The organism is Effusibacillus lacus, assembly GCF_002335525.1.
GTDB lineage: Bacteria > Bacillota > Bacilli > Tumebacillales > Effusibacillaceae > Effusibacillus > Effusibacillus lacus.
In genome coordinates this window covers 11,729-26,510 of sequence record NZ_BDUF01000004.1, presented here as the reverse complement: position 1 = coordinate 26,510, position 14,782 = coordinate 11,729, and the positions used below count along the sequence as shown (strand labels likewise).

Annotated in this window: 14 protein-coding genes; 7 read left to right on the top strand and 7 right to left on the bottom strand. The window is 50.2% G+C overall.

Going from position 1 to position 14,782, the window contains the following annotated elements; genetic code table 11:
• Positions 1–17: 17 nt before the first annotated feature.
• Genes EFBL_RS00855 through EFBL_RS00845 form a run of 3 tightly spaced genes read right to left on the bottom strand, consistent with a single transcriptional unit; the run spans position 18 to position 3,894 of the window.
• Complete coding sequence (locus tag EFBL_RS00855) at positions 18–1,448, bottom strand: sigma-54-dependent transcriptional regulator (RefSeq protein ID WP_096180252.1); 1,431 nt, start codon at positions 1,446–1,448, stop codon at positions 18–20.
• Positions 1,445–2,734, bottom strand: a complete 1,290-nt coding sequence (locus tag EFBL_RS00850) for a sensor histidine kinase (protein ID WP_096180251.1) — start codon at positions 2,732–2,734, stop codon at positions 1,445–1,447. The genes EFBL_RS00855 and EFBL_RS00850 overlap by 4 nt, the downstream gene beginning before the upstream one ends.
• Complete coding sequence (locus EFBL_RS00845; protein WP_096180250.1) at positions 2,731–3,894, bottom strand: iron-containing alcohol dehydrogenase; 1,164 nt, start codon at positions 3,892–3,894, stop codon at positions 2,731–2,733. Before EFBL_RS00845 ends, EFBL_RS00850 begins: the two co-directional genes overlap by 4 nt.
• A 215-nt stretch (positions 3,895–4,109) precedes the next feature.
• Between EFBL_RS00845 and adhP the strand changes: the two genes are divergently transcribed.
• On the top strand, positions 4,110–5,123 hold the full coding sequence (gene adhP / locus EFBL_RS00840) for an alcohol dehydrogenase AdhP (protein ID WP_096180249.1): 1,014 nt from the start codon (positions 4,110–4,112) through the stop codon (positions 5,121–5,123).
• Between the two features lie 54 nt (positions 5,124–5,177).
• On the opposite strand, the gene thpR is transcribed toward adhP, so the two are convergent.
• Positions 5,178–5,714, bottom strand: a complete 537-nt coding sequence (gene thpR, locus EFBL_RS00835) for an RNA 2',3'-cyclic phosphodiesterase (RefSeq protein ID WP_165912551.1) — start codon at positions 5,712–5,714, stop codon at positions 5,178–5,180.
• A 316-nt stretch (positions 5,715–6,030) separates the two neighbouring features.
• Between thpR and EFBL_RS00830 the strand changes: the two genes are divergently transcribed.
• The 6 genes from EFBL_RS00830 (at position 6,031) to queC (ending at position 10,276) form a co-directional block, all read left to right on the top strand.
• On the top strand, positions 6,031–6,786 hold the full coding sequence (locus EFBL_RS00830; RefSeq protein WP_096180247.1) for a tRNA threonylcarbamoyladenosine dehydratase: 756 nt from the start codon (positions 6,031–6,033) through the stop codon (positions 6,784–6,786).
• A gap of 150 nt (positions 6,787–6,936) precedes the next feature.
• Positions 6,937–7,872 carry a M23 family metallopeptidase gene (locus tag EFBL_RS00825; protein ID WP_165912550.1) on the top strand — a complete coding sequence of 312 codons (936 nt, stop codon included), beginning with the start codon at positions 6,937–6,939 and terminating at the stop codon, positions 7,870–7,872.
• Positions 7,873–7,886: 14 nt separating this feature from the next.
• Positions 7,887–8,348, top strand: a complete 462-nt coding sequence (locus tag EFBL_RS00820; RefSeq protein ID WP_096180245.1) for a bactofilin family protein — start codon at positions 7,887–7,889, stop codon at positions 8,346–8,348.
• Between the two features lie 149 nt (positions 8,349–8,497).
• A complete protein-coding gene (queD, locus tag EFBL_RS00815; RefSeq protein ID WP_096180244.1) occupies positions 8,498–8,920 on the top strand; it encodes a 6-carboxytetrahydropterin synthase QueD in 423 nt (140 codons plus the stop codon).
• Positions 8,907–9,563, top strand: coding sequence for a radical SAM protein (locus EFBL_RS00810; protein WP_096180243.1), 657 nt, complete (start codon positions 8,907–8,909; stop codon positions 9,561–9,563). The genes queD and EFBL_RS00810 overlap by 14 nt, the downstream gene beginning before the upstream one ends.
• 5 nt (positions 9,564–9,568) lie before the next feature.
• Positions 9,569–10,276 carry a 7-cyano-7-deazaguanine synthase QueC gene (gene queC, locus EFBL_RS00805; protein ID WP_096180242.1) on the top strand — a complete coding sequence of 236 codons (708 nt, stop codon included), beginning with the start codon at positions 9,569–9,571 and terminating at the stop codon, positions 10,274–10,276.
• Between the two features lie 245 nt (positions 10,277–10,521).
• Here queC and murC read toward each other — a convergent pair whose 3' ends face one another.
• The 3 genes from murC to yfmF form a co-directional block, all read right to left on the bottom strand.
• A complete protein-coding gene (gene murC / locus EFBL_RS00800) occupies positions 10,522–11,865 on the bottom strand; it encodes a UDP-N-acetylmuramate--L-alanine ligase (protein WP_096180241.1) in 1,344 nt (447 codons plus the stop codon).
• 241 nt (positions 11,866–12,106) lie between these two features.
• On the bottom strand, positions 12,107–13,393 hold the full coding sequence (gene yfmH / locus EFBL_RS00795; RefSeq protein ID WP_096180240.1) for an EF-P 5-aminopentanol modification-associated protein YfmH: 1,287 nt from the start codon (positions 13,391–13,393) through the stop codon (positions 12,107–12,109).
• A complete protein-coding gene (gene yfmF, locus EFBL_RS00790; protein WP_096180239.1) occupies positions 13,386–14,672 on the bottom strand; it encodes an EF-P 5-aminopentanol modification-associated protein YfmF in 1,287 nt (428 codons plus the stop codon). The genes yfmH and yfmF overlap by 8 nt, the downstream gene beginning before the upstream one ends.
• Positions 14,673–14,782: the final 110 nt, after the last annotated feature.

The window sequence follows — 14,782 nt, the reverse complement described above, 5'->3', positions numbered from 1 at the left end:
AGGTGGCTGTTTTGCGTTTATTTTTCATTCAGGATATAACGAAGGGTTCGTTCCGTAATCCGGAGTTTGTGACTGAGCAGTTGTCTGTTCCCCTTTGTTTCAGACAAGCCTTTTTGGATGATCTTTCGGCCGATCTCTCCTTCCATTTTTTTGATTCGCTTCATCAGATTCGGGAAATCAATGTGATCGATAGTCTCGATCCCATTTGTGATGTTTTCGACAAACAGCCTGATCTCGCGTTCCATGAAAGACTCCAGTTGCTTTTGAAAGGAAGTTTCTTCCTCATTGGCAACTGCATGCTGTAACAGCCGGGGCGGCAACTTATCGGGTTTTAAAGTAGGACAGTCGTGAATGGAGTGGGTTTGATTCAACACATTCAGCAATTGCCTTACATTTCCCGGCCAGTCATACCCTTTCAGGATCTCGGCGGTCTCCGGATCCAACCGGCAAGCCCCGCCAAACTTTTTCTCAAGATAGTGGTTTGCAATTGCGGGAATGTCTTCCCTCCTGTCCCGGAGAGGCGGGATGGATAACTTTACTCCTTCCAACCGGTACAAAAGATCGGCGCGAAACCTGTTTTGTCCCACCTCCGACTCAAGATTGCGATTGGTGGCCGAAATCAACCTCACATTGCTTTTGAATGTCTCTTCACTTCCCACCCGCATGAATTCGCCTGTCTCAATGGCACGAAGCAATTTCACCTGAATTGAGTGCGGCGCTTCTCCGATTTCATCCAGAAACAAGGTTCCGTTGTGGGCCAATTCAAAGTATCCCTTGCGAGTTTTCACCGCTCCGGAGAAAGCCCCTTTTTCATGGCCAAACAACTCGCTCTCCAACAGTGATTCCGACACTGCGCCGCAGTTAATGCCCACAAACGGATGAGTTGCCCGTAAACTGACACCGTGGATGAATCTGGCCAACAGTTCCTTGCCGGTTCCCGTTTCCCCTTCTATCAGCACATTTATCGCTTTCTTGGCCAACTTGTACGCTACCGTTAACACTTTCTCCATTTCACTGCCAGGAGCATAAACGATCCCGTAACTAGCAGCCATTTGGTTGAACGGGTCTTCCTTGCCCGCTGAACGTTGCAACAAGGAATGAATAATCCCCTCAAGGCTCTCCAGATTATCAAACGGTTTCTCCAGGTAGTCTCTGGCACCCGCCTGGATTGCCTGAACTGCGGTTTTGACCGTGCTGTAACCGGTCATGATGAGAACTTCACAGGCAAGTTGCCGGTTTTTGATCTTAGCCAATAGGTCCAATCCGTTTGTGTCAGGCAATTTCAGATCCACCAAAGCCAGATGAAAACCGGCTCCATGTGATTGAAGCAATTGGTCCACATCCCGTCCTGAATTGGCAACTGTTACGTCACACCCCTTGTCTTCCAGGAAGTACTGGAAAAAAGAGGTCACTTCCACTTCATCATCCACAACAAGCACACGGTTCATTCTTCGTCCCCTCCTTCATGATCAGGGATTGGCAGCAGAAGCGAGAATTCGCTGTACTCACCCGTCTTGCTGTCCACAACAAGCTTCCCGCCGTGGGATTCGGCAATGCCAAGACTGACGGAGAGCCCCAGACCCGTCCCTTTTGTTTTCTCTTTGGTTGTAAAAAACGGATTGAAGATCCGTGTGAGATGCTGCTGTTCAATGCCGACTCCGTTGTCCCGAACGTATATGGACAGGTAACCTCGCTCCTCCAGCCGGACAAGGCGGGTTCCTATGACAACCTCCGCGTTGGCTTTTCCCTGTACAGCGTCTCTTGCGTTTAACAGGAGATTGACAAGCACCTGTTCGATTTGATGGCGGCTTCCTTCGATAAGGGGAAGCGTGATGTCTGTATGTTTCCTGACCGTGATTCCGGATACGGACAACTGATACCCGACAAGGCTGAGTGCATCTTCCACCACATCACAGGGATGGATGGGTTCAAACTGATACTCTTCCTGTCTGGAAAAGGCCAGCAGGTTTTGAATGATCTTCTTGCTTCTGAGTCCGCACTGATAGATGTCTGCCAGCATCTTGCCGGGACGGCCTTCCTTGATGGTTCGTTTAAGCAACTGTACATTGCCGAGAATGGCGGTCAGGGGACTGTTCAGTTCATGGGCGATGCCTGCAGCCATTTCACCCAGTGCGGCCAATTTGGCGGATTGAATCAGTTGCGCCTCGATTTTGACTTTCTCGCTGACATCCTTAAACAACAGGATGTTTTCGATCGACACACGCACATGTTCCCCGACTCCCTTATAAAACTGAAGCTCCTTTGGAGTATAGGAAACATGGGAACTGGTAAGCAGAGTCAAAAACCCGATGGCTCTGCCCGTCTGATTGATTAAAGAAACAGAAGTTCCATAATGGTCCGGGATTTCCTGCAGCAACAGCTTTTCAAAATCGGCAAGCGTCATGAAGGAGACATCCGACATGCGCCGTTTGACCAACCGGCAAGCCCACTCCTGATGTTCCGGCACGGAAATGTAAAAGTATAAATCGGAGCCGTCCAGCAAAGTCAGAACAAATCCGTCAAAACGCAGAACCTGGGACAGTCTGGAAGCAATATAGGTTGAGACTTCCTCCCACGATTTATTGACATGAATTTGCGTCAATTGATTGATCACTTCCAACTGCATATTCTGTTTCTGCATCTCTTCCACCATGGAGCTTAACTCGCTGTAATAGCTTTTGCGTGAGGAACGGATTCCTGTGAGTTTATCGATCAATTCCTGTTTTCCGTTCATTGATGGCCACTCCCCAACACCTTGTGGAACAGCATCTTCACATCCTCTGCCGACAAGTCTCTTGGATTGGTAATCATGCAGGCATCCTGAACCGCGTTTTGGCTCAACAATTCGATCGTATCTTCCTCCAGATTCCTGATTGGCAGCGAATGCGGAATTCCGAGATCGTCGGCCAGGCTTTTCACTGCTTTGATTGCCAGTTTGGCCGCATCGGCGGGACTCAGCGAATTGACGTTTTCCCCAAATGCGCAAGCGATCTTTTTGTATTTTTCCGGTGTGGAAATCAGGTTGAATTCCATTACATGGGGAAGCAAAATGGCATTCACCTCCCCGTGGGGAAGATCCAACAACCCTCCCAGTTGATGGGACATGGCATGAACAGCACCCAGGATCGCGTTGGAAAATGCGATGCCTGCCTGCAAACTTGCCATGGCCATCGCTTCTTTCGCTTCACGGTTATGCTGACTGGCCACAGAAGGCCTCAGAAATTCGGAGATCAATCGCATAGCCTGCAGCGAATACCCTTCTGTCAAGGGTGTAGCCGCCAGAGAAATGTAGGATTCTATGGCATGCGTCAGCGCATCCATGCCGGTATGAGCGGTAAGCTTCCGGTCTTTGGTCATCAAGGTTCGGGGATCCACGATCGCAATGTCGGGAATCAGTGACTTGGACACGATTGTCATTTTCACTTTTCTTTCCGTGTCCACCACAATCGAAAACTGGGACACTTCCGAGCCGGACCCCGCAGTTGTGGGTACCATCACCATCGGGGGGAGCGGGTGAAGAACAAGATCCACTCCCTCATACTGACGGATGGACCCTCCGTTGCTTCCCAGCAAAGCAATCGATTTGGCCGCATCAATGGCGCTGCCACCCCCGATTCCCACCACCGCATTGCAACCGCTTTCCGTGTATTCGGCAACGCCTGCCGCCACTTCGTAGTCCTTCGGGTTTGAAGTGACGCTTGTCCACAAGCAGCAGTCAAGCTTGCATTGCTTCAGGTAATGAATGGCTTCCTCCACCCACCCCGCACTGACAACTCCCGGATCGGATACGATAAAGACCTTTTTTGCTCCCAGACGAAGTACGCTTTCCCCAACCTGTTCCAATGAGTTGAAACCGAAAATAATTTCCGGAGCCATAAATTTGGAAATCCCCACGTTCAATCCCCCCTTGTCCCATTTTATAAAATTTCGATAATTTTGCTAAGTGCAAAAAAATGTCTTTTCAGCCGTTTTTTTGTCATATCTGCCAATTTTTTTGGCCCCGGCCGATTGTATGCCTGTCTAAACCGCTGCGGGAAGAGTTGGCATAAACCTTGCATATTTCAATTGTGGGATACAGAAGTCCACATTTTTTCCAAGGGGGAAGAGAAATGAAAGCGGCTGTCGTTAACCAGTTTCATCAGGCACTTGAAATCAAAGAAGTACCAGTTCCCGAAATCGGATACGGAGAGGTATTGGTGCGGATCAAAGCATGCGGAGTATGCCACACCGACTTGCATGCCGCGCACGGAGATTGGCCTATCAAACCAAAACTCCCGTTGATTCCGGGACATGAGGGAGTAGGGGTCGTCGAAAAAGTCGGTCCCGGCGTCACTTCTCTGAAAGTGGGAGACCGCGTCGGGGTCCCCTGGCTTTACTCAGCCTGCGGTGAATGTGAATATTGTCTGACCGGATGGGAAACGTTGTGTAAGAATCAATTGAATGCCGGGTATTCGGTCGACGGAGGGTATGCGGAATATTGCAAGGCGCCTGCCGCGTATGTGGCAAAAATTCCGGATGGTCTCAGCTATGAGGAAGCCGCTCCCATCTTCTGCGCCGGTGTAACCACCTACAAGGCCCTGAAAGTATCCGGCGCCAAACCGGGGGACTGGGTCGCCATCTATGGAATAGGCGGACTTGGTCATGTGGCTCTCCAATATGCGAAAGCAATGGGATTCAATGTAATTGCCGTCGACATCCAGAATGAGAAGCTTGAACTGGCGAAGAGTTTGGGCGCCGATCTGACCATTAACGGCAAGAAAGTAAACCCGGAGGAAGAAATCCAGAAACAAGTGGGAGGAGCGCAGGCAGCCATTAGTGTGGCAGTCACGCCGAAAGCGTTTGAACAAGCATACCGCTCGGTTAAACGGGGCGGAACACTCGTAGTTGTGGGACTGCCCACGGGTGACATTCCGCTGCCAATTTTTGATACGGTGCTGAACGGGGTCACGGTCAAAGGATCCATCGTCGGTACACGGAAAGATCTGCAGGAGTCACTGGAGTTTGCTGCCCGCGGAAAAGTAAAACCAATTATTGAAACCTATGCATTGGATGACATCAACGAAGTATTCGACCGCATGGAAAAAGGACAAATCAACGGTCGTATCGTGCTGACAATGGAATAGGACTGCTGATAAGGAAAAAGGGAATCCGGCTGTCTCACATGGTTGGGACAGCCCTTACTTATTGACAAGAGGCACCTTGTGAACCACTGGATACCGGGCTCCCGCAGGGTCCAATACCGATTCAAACATACATGCAGAGTCAACCAACCAGAATGAATCTTCAAGAATGCGCCCCAAATCAACACCCGACAGATCGACCCCACTCAAATCTCCCGTCCTGGCAAGAGTGATGTGGGGGATAAACTGTGGCTTGGCGTATTTTTCTGCTCCCAGTGGGCGAAACGCCTCCCCTAGATCCTTCTGCAGCAATGCCAGTTTGTCCGTCTCCCCACCGACTCCGCCCCAGACAACCCTGGCATTGGGAAACACTCCAACCCCTTCTAACGACAGGGAAAAAACGGGATGGGAACTTGCCACCTTCAAAGCGCGAACGGCCTGTTCAAATCCCGCATCCTCCAGTTCCCCCAAGAAGTTGGTCGTAATGTGAAACTGCTCTACCCCGTACCAGCGCTTGACCGGCACCCGGGGTTTCAGCACCTGTTCAAGCCGGAGCAATCTGTCGCCAATTGACTCCGGTACCTGAATTCCCACAAAGAATCTCCTCACCGCAATCTCTCCGTTTCCTCAGATGGGTTCATTGCAATCTTGCCATTCCAAACCCGGGTGGGCAAGTCCCTCACGAAAGCCGGTGCGGGCCAACAATGTGATCCCCTGCTTAATTGGGCTTTTTTACAGATTCGCCGGACAAACTCTCCGCATACTTTATTGATACACAAGAATAGAAGAGGGATACAGTCACTTTTCCCCTTCCTGGCTTCCAGGAAAAGGGGCTATTTTTTGCAGCTTTTATTTGTGTTATCATGGTGGAGCATATGGAATCATAGTCAGAAAAAGGAGTCTGCCTCGTATGCTGCACAGATTTTCACGAACGGAACTTGTTATTGGCCCGGAAGGCCTTGAGAAAATGAAAAAATCCACTGTCTGCATCCTTGGGATGGGAGGCGTCGGATCCTACGCCGTGGAGGCCTTGGCCCGAACCGGAGTTGGGAAGCTGATTCTCGTGGACAAAGACGTAGTGGACATCACAAACATCAACCGCCAAATTCCCGCCCTTACCCACACGGTCGGCATGTCTAAGACCCAGGTAATGGCAGAGCGCGTGAAACAAATCAATCCGGAGTGCGAAGTGATTGCCCTGGACATGTTCTTCAACGAAGAGACAAAGGAAGAAATCTTTGCTTATAAGCCTGATTATGTGGTGGATGCAATCGACACCATTACGGCCAAAATCCTGTTGATCGTCGAATGCAAACGCCGTGGCATCCCGATAGTCTCTTCCATGGGAGCGGCCAACAAAATGGATCCCACCCGCTTCAAAGTGGTGGACATTTCGAAAACAGAAGTGGATCCGATTGCCAAAGTGATCCGCCGCAAATTGAAAGATTACGGCATCCAAAAAGGGGTCAAGGTGGTTTGCTCAACCGAATTGCCCATGAAACCCCGGGAGGATGTAAGGCAGCAGATTGTATCGCCTGAGGTTGAGCAAGGTCAGGGACCACGCAAAGCAAAGCAACCACCCGCTTCCATTGCCTTCGTTCCGCCGGTTGCGGGAATGATCCTGGCTTCGGTGGTTGTCAGGGATATGCTGGGGTTCAAGCTGTGACCATACTGAGTTCCAATAAGCAATACCACTTGAGATCGTCAAGTGGTATTGCTTTATGGTATTTGGCAGGAAATGGTCGATTGCTGTCGAATGATACTGGTTGGATTCTATTTTTTGAATCTGATTTTTTTCTGTTCAAGGGGGCCGATCATGCAGAAGCGACAACTTTGGAAACCGTTTACGATCATGCTTGTTCCCCATTCGAGCGCACAGGTTCGTTCGATATTCATTTCCAAGACTCTTATTTGGCTGCTTGTGGGCATAATTTTTATGATGGGCGCAGGGGCCGGGTACTTTGTCTACAAGTTCTCCGAGTACCGGCGTTCAACAAATGAGTTTGAAACATATAAACAACAAACCGAACAGATCCGGAAAGAATACGATTCCTTGGCCGGCACTGCCGAAACAGTCAATCAGAAACTGGAAGTTCTGCAGCAGCTGGAGAACGATCTGCGAACCAAAAACGGCCTGCCGCCCGTAACCGAAAAACCAACCGCCGAGGAGGGCCAGGGCGGAGTGCTGCAAAGCCGCAGCGGTCTGAAACGGCCCTATATGATCCTGAACAAAGACGCCCTTGCTGTTCTGGACAAGAAAGCCAACCAGCGGATTGAGAGCACGCACCAAACGATGGATATGGTGGCCAGGAAAGAAGCGGATCGCAAGGCGGAAGAACAGAGAAAGCAGGAAGCAATAGCGCGCACACCTGATATCTGGCCGACAGGTTCCCGTAATGTAACATCCGGTTTCGGCTACAGAAAAGACCCGTATAACGGATACTACTCTTTACATACTGGGATCGACATTTCAGGCAGCTATGGCTCTCCGGTCATCTCCACCGCAAAAGGGGTAGTCACCCACGCCGGTTGGGACGGCGGATATGGCATAAGTGTTACGGTAGACCATGGAAACGGCCTGGTAACCAGATATGGTCATCTTTCAGGAGTCAGTGTGGAAAGCGGACAGGCAGTCAAGAAAGGCGACCAAGTCGGACAGATGGGAAGCACGGGCCGCAGCACAGGAACCCATCTTCATTATGAAGTGATCAAGGACGGCGTGCAGGTAAGCCCCACCCAATATCTCCCGTGAGGAGGCAGTAACTGATGTTCAAGAAGGAAGCACCGGCTGCCAACGGTAAAGTGGACACCTTAATCGGCGCAGGCACTACAATTGAAGGTATGATCCAGACAAACGGAATCCTTCGGGTAGAGGGTCGCATCCGCGGCGAGTTGATGTCGGACGGCGACGTTATAGTTGGCGAAAAAGGGGAAGTCCATGCCAATGTATTGGCACGGCATGTTACAGTGGGTGGCAAGGTATACGGGAATGTTCTCGCCTCGGGCAAGATGCACCTTATGAAAACCGGTTCCATTCAGGGAGATATTGAGGCAGGCACCATCGTGATTGAAGAAGGAGCTTACATCAAAGGTGTATGCAAAATGGTCGATCCAAAGTCTGACGCAAGTCACCCGGTCAAACCGGAACTCAAGAGTCAACAGGAGGAACCGGAGTCCAAAGCTCCGTCCCCCGTTCCGGAACCGGCATCAACCGTCACCACTACCTGACCCTACAATTTAAAGAACAGAACCAAATTGCCATCCCCTCGTCTTGGCTCCGACCAACGAGGGGATTGTTTTTTCCAACTTCCACGTTATTGTGATCAACCCGATTTTGTTTTATGATGAAGTTTAGGCCATGAAAGGAGGGCTTGAGAATGAACAAAGAACGTTATCACAACAAAAAAGTTTTCGTGACCAAGATCTTCACCTTCGATTCCGCCCACAGGCTGGATGATTATATAGGCAAGTGCGCCAACTTGCACGGCCACACGTACAAGCTGGAAGTGGAAGTGAAAGGCCGCACGGACCACAGGGGGATTGTGATTGACTTTACCGATCTGAAGAAGATCGTGAACGAGCAGATCATCGCCAAATACGACCACCAGTTTCTGAATGACCACATGCCCTTTAACACCACCGCCGAGAACATGGTCGTATTTTTCTTTGAAATTATCGATACCTATCTGAACAAACTGGACGATGCCCAGAATATCACCCTGCAGCGCTGCCGGTTGTGGGAAACGCCGACCTGTTACGCGGAAATCACACGGGAGGAATTCGACCGTGAAAGTGAATGAGATCTTCTTCTCGATTCAGGGCGAGTCCGGTTCCATCGGTCTCCCTACGATCTTCGTAAGGTTTACCGGCTGCAATCTGCGCTGTACTTACTGTGACACGAAGTATTCCTACTTTGAGGGAGAACCGGATACGCCGGAAGGTGTCATGGACAAAGTCCGGTCTTACGGGATCAAGCGGGTCTGTTTGACGGGCGGGGAACCGTTGATTCAACCACGGGAAGAAATGCAGCAGCTGCTCGATCTGTTGGGGGAAGATGGGTACGAGGTTTCCATTGAGACGGACGGTTCCATCGACATCTCCAGGTTTCGGCTGCATGACAAACAGCGGTTTATCCTGGACATGAAAGTTCCATCCTCCGCCATGTCGGACAAGATGAACTTTGAGAACCTGAAGCGGATTGTCCCGGAACGGGATGAGATCAAGTTTGTCGTGGGGAACCGGGAAGACTACGAATGGTCGAAGGACCTAATCCGGCAGTACAATCTGGACCCAGGACTTGGGTACCAACTGATCTTCTCTCCGATTTATGGCGAATTGACCTATCAACAGCTGGTCGAATGGCTCCTGGAAGACCGGATTGACGCCCGTTTCCAGGTGCAGCTGCACAAAATCGTCTGGGATCCCAATCAGCGGGGGGTTTAACAATTATGGCAGATGCGAAAAAATCGGTTGTCGTTCTATCCGGCGGCCTGGATTCCACCACATGCATGGCGGTGGCTCGTGAGGCAGGGTATGACGTGTGGCCGCTGACTTTTTTTTACGGACAGAAACATTCCATTGAACTGGAGTCGGCCCGGAAGGTGGCTGAATACTACGGCTACAAAGACCGTCACTTCATTGCGGACCTGAACGGGATCATTCGTGGTTCGGCTCTGACGGACGCAGACAAAGAAATCCCCGTGGGCCGCTCGGAAGAAGAGATGACCTCCGAAATCCCGGTTACCTACGTACCGGCTCGAAACATCATCTTTCTATCGATTGCTCTCTCGTATGCTGAATCCATTGGGGCAGAAGCGATCTACATCGGGGTCAACGCCCTCGACTACTCCGGGTACCCGGACTGCCGCCCGGAATTTATCCAGGCCTTCCAGGAAGTCATCAACAAAGGGACTGTGGCGGGCGCTCACGGACAAGGTATCCGGATTGAAGCACCATTGCAGAACTTGACCAAAGCGGAGATTGCCAGACTGGGATTACGGCTGGGCGCTCCACTGCAATTCACTCACTCCTGCTATCTGGGCACAGACCCCGCATGCGGCGTCTGTGATTCGTGCCAGTTGCGGATCAAGGGTTTCAAGGAAGCCGGGGTTCCCGATCCGGTTCCTTATGCGATTCAGATTGATTGGGAAAATTAAAAAGGGATTTTCAGTCCCTTATTCTGGCATTCCATTGGGTACAAATCAAGAATAAGGGAGTTTGTTGCCCTTATTTGATGATTCCATATCTTTCCCCGTCCGAAGTTTGCCTGAATAAGATCCTGAAAATCCCTTACTTTGAATGCCCCCCATCAAACTTGACGTATAAGACCCCGAGAGGCGCTTATTTGAGCCGCCAGAACCCACCAGTCCACCAACGCCGGCGGCAGAGCCAGCCCTCACTTTTAAGACGAAAGCTTTAACTTCTGCAGCGCCTTCTCGCCCGCTTTGTAGATGTCGCCGGCTCCCATAGTCAGGAACACGTGGTCGTCCCGCTCCATGCTGACTTCTTCCAGCCATTGGATCAGTTCCGACTTGGGAATGTAGCTGACGCGCGGGTGAAACTTCTTGGTCTCTTCCACCAGTTCGATGATGTCCACCAACTTTTCTTTTTCCCGTTCCGATGCAAAGATATCGGTAAGCACCACCCAATCTGCCGATTGGAAAGACTGGGCAAACTCGCTGAGCAGCCGTTTGGTGCGGGAATAGGTGTGCGGCTGGAAAATAGAAACGACGTTGGCGTTCGGGTAGTTTTCCTTCACCGCATGAAGGGTGACGCGAATTTCGGTCGGATGATGAGCATAGTCATCAATTACCAGATGCTGATTCAAGTGTCCCTTCAATTCCAGACGCCGCTTGACCCCCACATAATTGGCCAAGGTTCTCTGCATAACCTCAAAGGGGATGTTGTAGTAAAGCCCCACCGACACCATGGCCAGGGCGTTTTGAATGTTATGTTCTCCCAACAGATTGGTCGTCATGTCGCCAAGGTACTCCCCTTGGACAAACACCTTAAACTCGCCGGGACCTTTTTTCACTGCATATATGTCATTGTCTTGGGACAATCCGTAGGTGATGAGCCGGCAGGGAGCTTCCAGATTGCGAGCCAGATTGTCACCGCATACAATCAATGCTCCGTCCTCCGGAAGCTGAGCCGCACATTCCTGAAATGCGTCGAATGTATCCTGAATGTCCTTAAAATAATCCGGGTGGTCAAAATCGATATTGGTAACCACCATCACCTTTCCCTGATAATTAAGGAAGTGGCGCTTGTACTCGCAGGCTTCCACCACCAACTGCCTTCCCGTGCCAAAGCGGGCATTGTTTTTGATAGTTTCAATGTATGAACCGACAACAATTGTCGGATCCAGTTCGGCATTCGTCAGCAGGGATCCGATTAGCCCCGTAGTGGTTGTCTTTCCGTGAGTGCCGGTAACCAAAATCGTTTCGTGTTCTCTGGTAAGTTCCCCGAGCAGCATCGGATAGGTGTAAACGGGAATTTGTCGTTCGGCGGCTTCCTGCAATTCCACATGGGTACTGCCATAAGCGGCAGACGCGCATACAATGTCCACATCCCGGACATTCTCTTTGCAAAACGGAAGCACTTCAATCCCCGCTTTATCCAGCAGCTTGTCGGTAAAGAAAGTTTCTTCCACGTCACTGCCTGTTATCAAGTGGCCTTTCAGCTTGAAAATTTGAGCAAGCGAGCTCATTCCCGAACCTTTAATGCCTGTAAAATGGATCCGCATTCCGTAGTCCTCCACCAATCCTTAGATAATCGCCTGTACTTAGTTTGCCCTGCTTAAATTGAATTTACAAGGGCCTTTTTTCCCGAAAAGACCCAGTTTCCCGGATAATATGGCTGGTAATTTCTAGAATTGCCGCATATCTGGGCACTCCCACTTTATACATTTCGAGGAGAGTCATGACTTTTCGTCAGTAGTGGGTGCTCCGCCCATATATACTATACCTTGTGCCGGTGGAATGCTCCTACGAATTCGGAAGGACCAGCGAAACGGTCTGTGCCTTCGGTTCAAAGTGCTCCGCCAGACGCCTGTTAACCTGCTCATGGGTCAATTGTTCCAATACCGATACCGATTCGAAGAAATCGGCATCCTTGAACCTGTAGGAAGTGAAATTCCTTGCTATGTACCTTGGAGAGTCCATACCCTCGAGGAACTTCCCAATCATCTTCTTGCGGCTCAGTTCGAATGCGTCACGCGGGACTCCCTCTTGGCGAACTTTTGCCACTTCCGCGTTGATGATGGACATCAGGCGATCCGGGTCTTTGCTGTTGCCTCCGATCACCGAAAAGCCATAGTCTTTGTTCACCTCGTATTCCCAGGTAAATCCTTTGTCAATCAAACCCGCATTATAGAGCCTGTTGAACAATTCGGCACTGCGGGAAAACAGGGTATCAAATCCTACAGCGGTCGAAAGTTCCCGCTCCAGAAGACTCCGCCCCGTTACCCCCGGATTGACCTCTTTGAATCCAAACAAACAACGGGGAATGGAAACGGAAAGATGCACTTCCATCCTGGGATTTGCCGCTTCCAGGGGCTCTTGCGGGTAGATTCTCTGGATTTCCGCTTGCGGCTGAAACTGCTTGGCAGACTGGTTCTTGGCAACCAAATCGACCACCTTTGGCGGATCAAAGGGACCGACCACAAACAGTAGCATGTTGCTCGGATGATAAAAGGTCTTGTAGCAGTCGTTCAGGGTCTCTTTCGTGATCTTCGCGATGCTGTCGATGGTTCCCGCTATATCAATTCTTACCGGATGTTCTTTGAACAACCCCTGCAAAACGCCAAAATACGAGCGCCAGTCCGGGTTGTCGTCATACATTTGAATTTCCTGCCCGATGATCCCTTTTTCCTTTTCCACATTCTCATCGGTCAAGTGTGTGCGCTGCACGAAGTCGACCAAGATCTGCAGGTTCTCATACAAATGATCGGTTGCAGAGAACAGGTAGGTGGTCATGTCGAAGGTGGTATACGCGTTGGCTGAAGCACCATATTTGGCGAATTCCTGGAATACATCCCCATGCTCTTCCTCAAACATTTTGTGTTCCAGGAAGTGGGCAATTCCGTCCGGAACCACTGTCGGTTTTGTATCGCCCGGAATCACAAACTCCCGGTCTATCGAGCCGTATTTGGCGGTAAAAGTCGCATATGCCTGGTGGAATTCCGGCTTCGGCATTATATATATGTGCAATCCGTTGTCCAACTGCTCATGAAATACAGATTCCTGGAGCTGATCATAACGAATCTCACGCATTGGCAGCCGCCCCCTTCCGATCTCTCAAGAAATAGATGGTGTCCAGCTGTACCTGGTTAGCCATTTGCACAACCTCTTCTTTCGTTACCTTCTTCACCGATTCAATCAACTCTTCCACGGTACGCTGCCTGCCGGATACCACCCCGCCTGCATGCACATCGGCCAGATTTTCCGGAGAATCCTGAACCGTTTGGAACGAATTGACAAGTCCGTTTCTGGTGAATTCCATCTCTGTATCGGAAATTTTGCCGGCTCTTATTTCCTCCAATTGTTGCTTGATAATAGTCAGGGCTTTCTCATATTGATCAATCTGGATGCCCGATTGGATATACAAGATTCCCTTGTAGGACTCCAGACGGCTTGATGCATAATAGGCCAATGACGCTTTTTCCCTTACATTGACAAACAGTTTGGAATGGGGAAAGCCGCCAAGAATTCCGTTGTACATTAACAATGCCGGATACGAATCATCCCCGTGACTTACCCGGGTGCGCAGTCCGATGTTGAGCTTCCCTTGATTGACATCCAATTGTTCCACAATTTCCTTCGGCTGTTCCGGTGCGTTCTTGACTTCCGCCGGTCGCAGCCGATCCGTTGGCTGCCGGTTATTGGGAAAGTATTTCTCCACCAACGCCTTGACTCTTTCAGGATCCACATTCCCCACCACATATACATGCAAGGGAGCGGTGTTGACCAGATCCTTGTAGACTTCATACAAATTCTTGCCGTCAATGTGATCGAGATGGGATTTCCGCCCGAACTTGGGAATGGAGAACCTCTCCCCTTTGGTCATCTCCTCAAGGCATCGCTCGGCAGCATATACAATCTTGTCGTCCAGAAGAGAATCAATTCGCTTGGCATGCTGTTCCTTTTCCTTTTCCACAAAGTCTTCGGAAAATCCGCCATCTTCCATAACAGGTTGGAAAAGCACTTCTGACATCAGTTCAAACCCTTTTTCCAACAGCGATTCCGAGTCGGACAGGTATCTCTCGTTGACAACCTTGCACAAGAATTCCACGAGCTGCCGCTCCCCTTTTTTTGACACACCGCCTGTAAGAGTTGCCCCGTAAAGATCGGACAGCGCAAGCTGAATCGATTCGGAATTCGGATGGTTCTTTGATCCTCTCAGCAGCACATGGGGAATCATGGCCCGTTGTGTCGCTTTGTCCTCTTCCAAATCGGTATGAAAGGTTACCACAATGGTATTGAGCTTGAATTTTCCAGTGGGAAGGACATGGATGTTGACGCCGTTCCCTTTATCTGAAACAAAGGTTTTCAATCTGCCGCACCTGCCCCTTTTTTGAATTTCGCAAATGGTTCTCAGTCAATACTAGTATGGACATATGTATGCAGGAAAATCAAACCAAAGACAAATCAAAGCAAAAAACC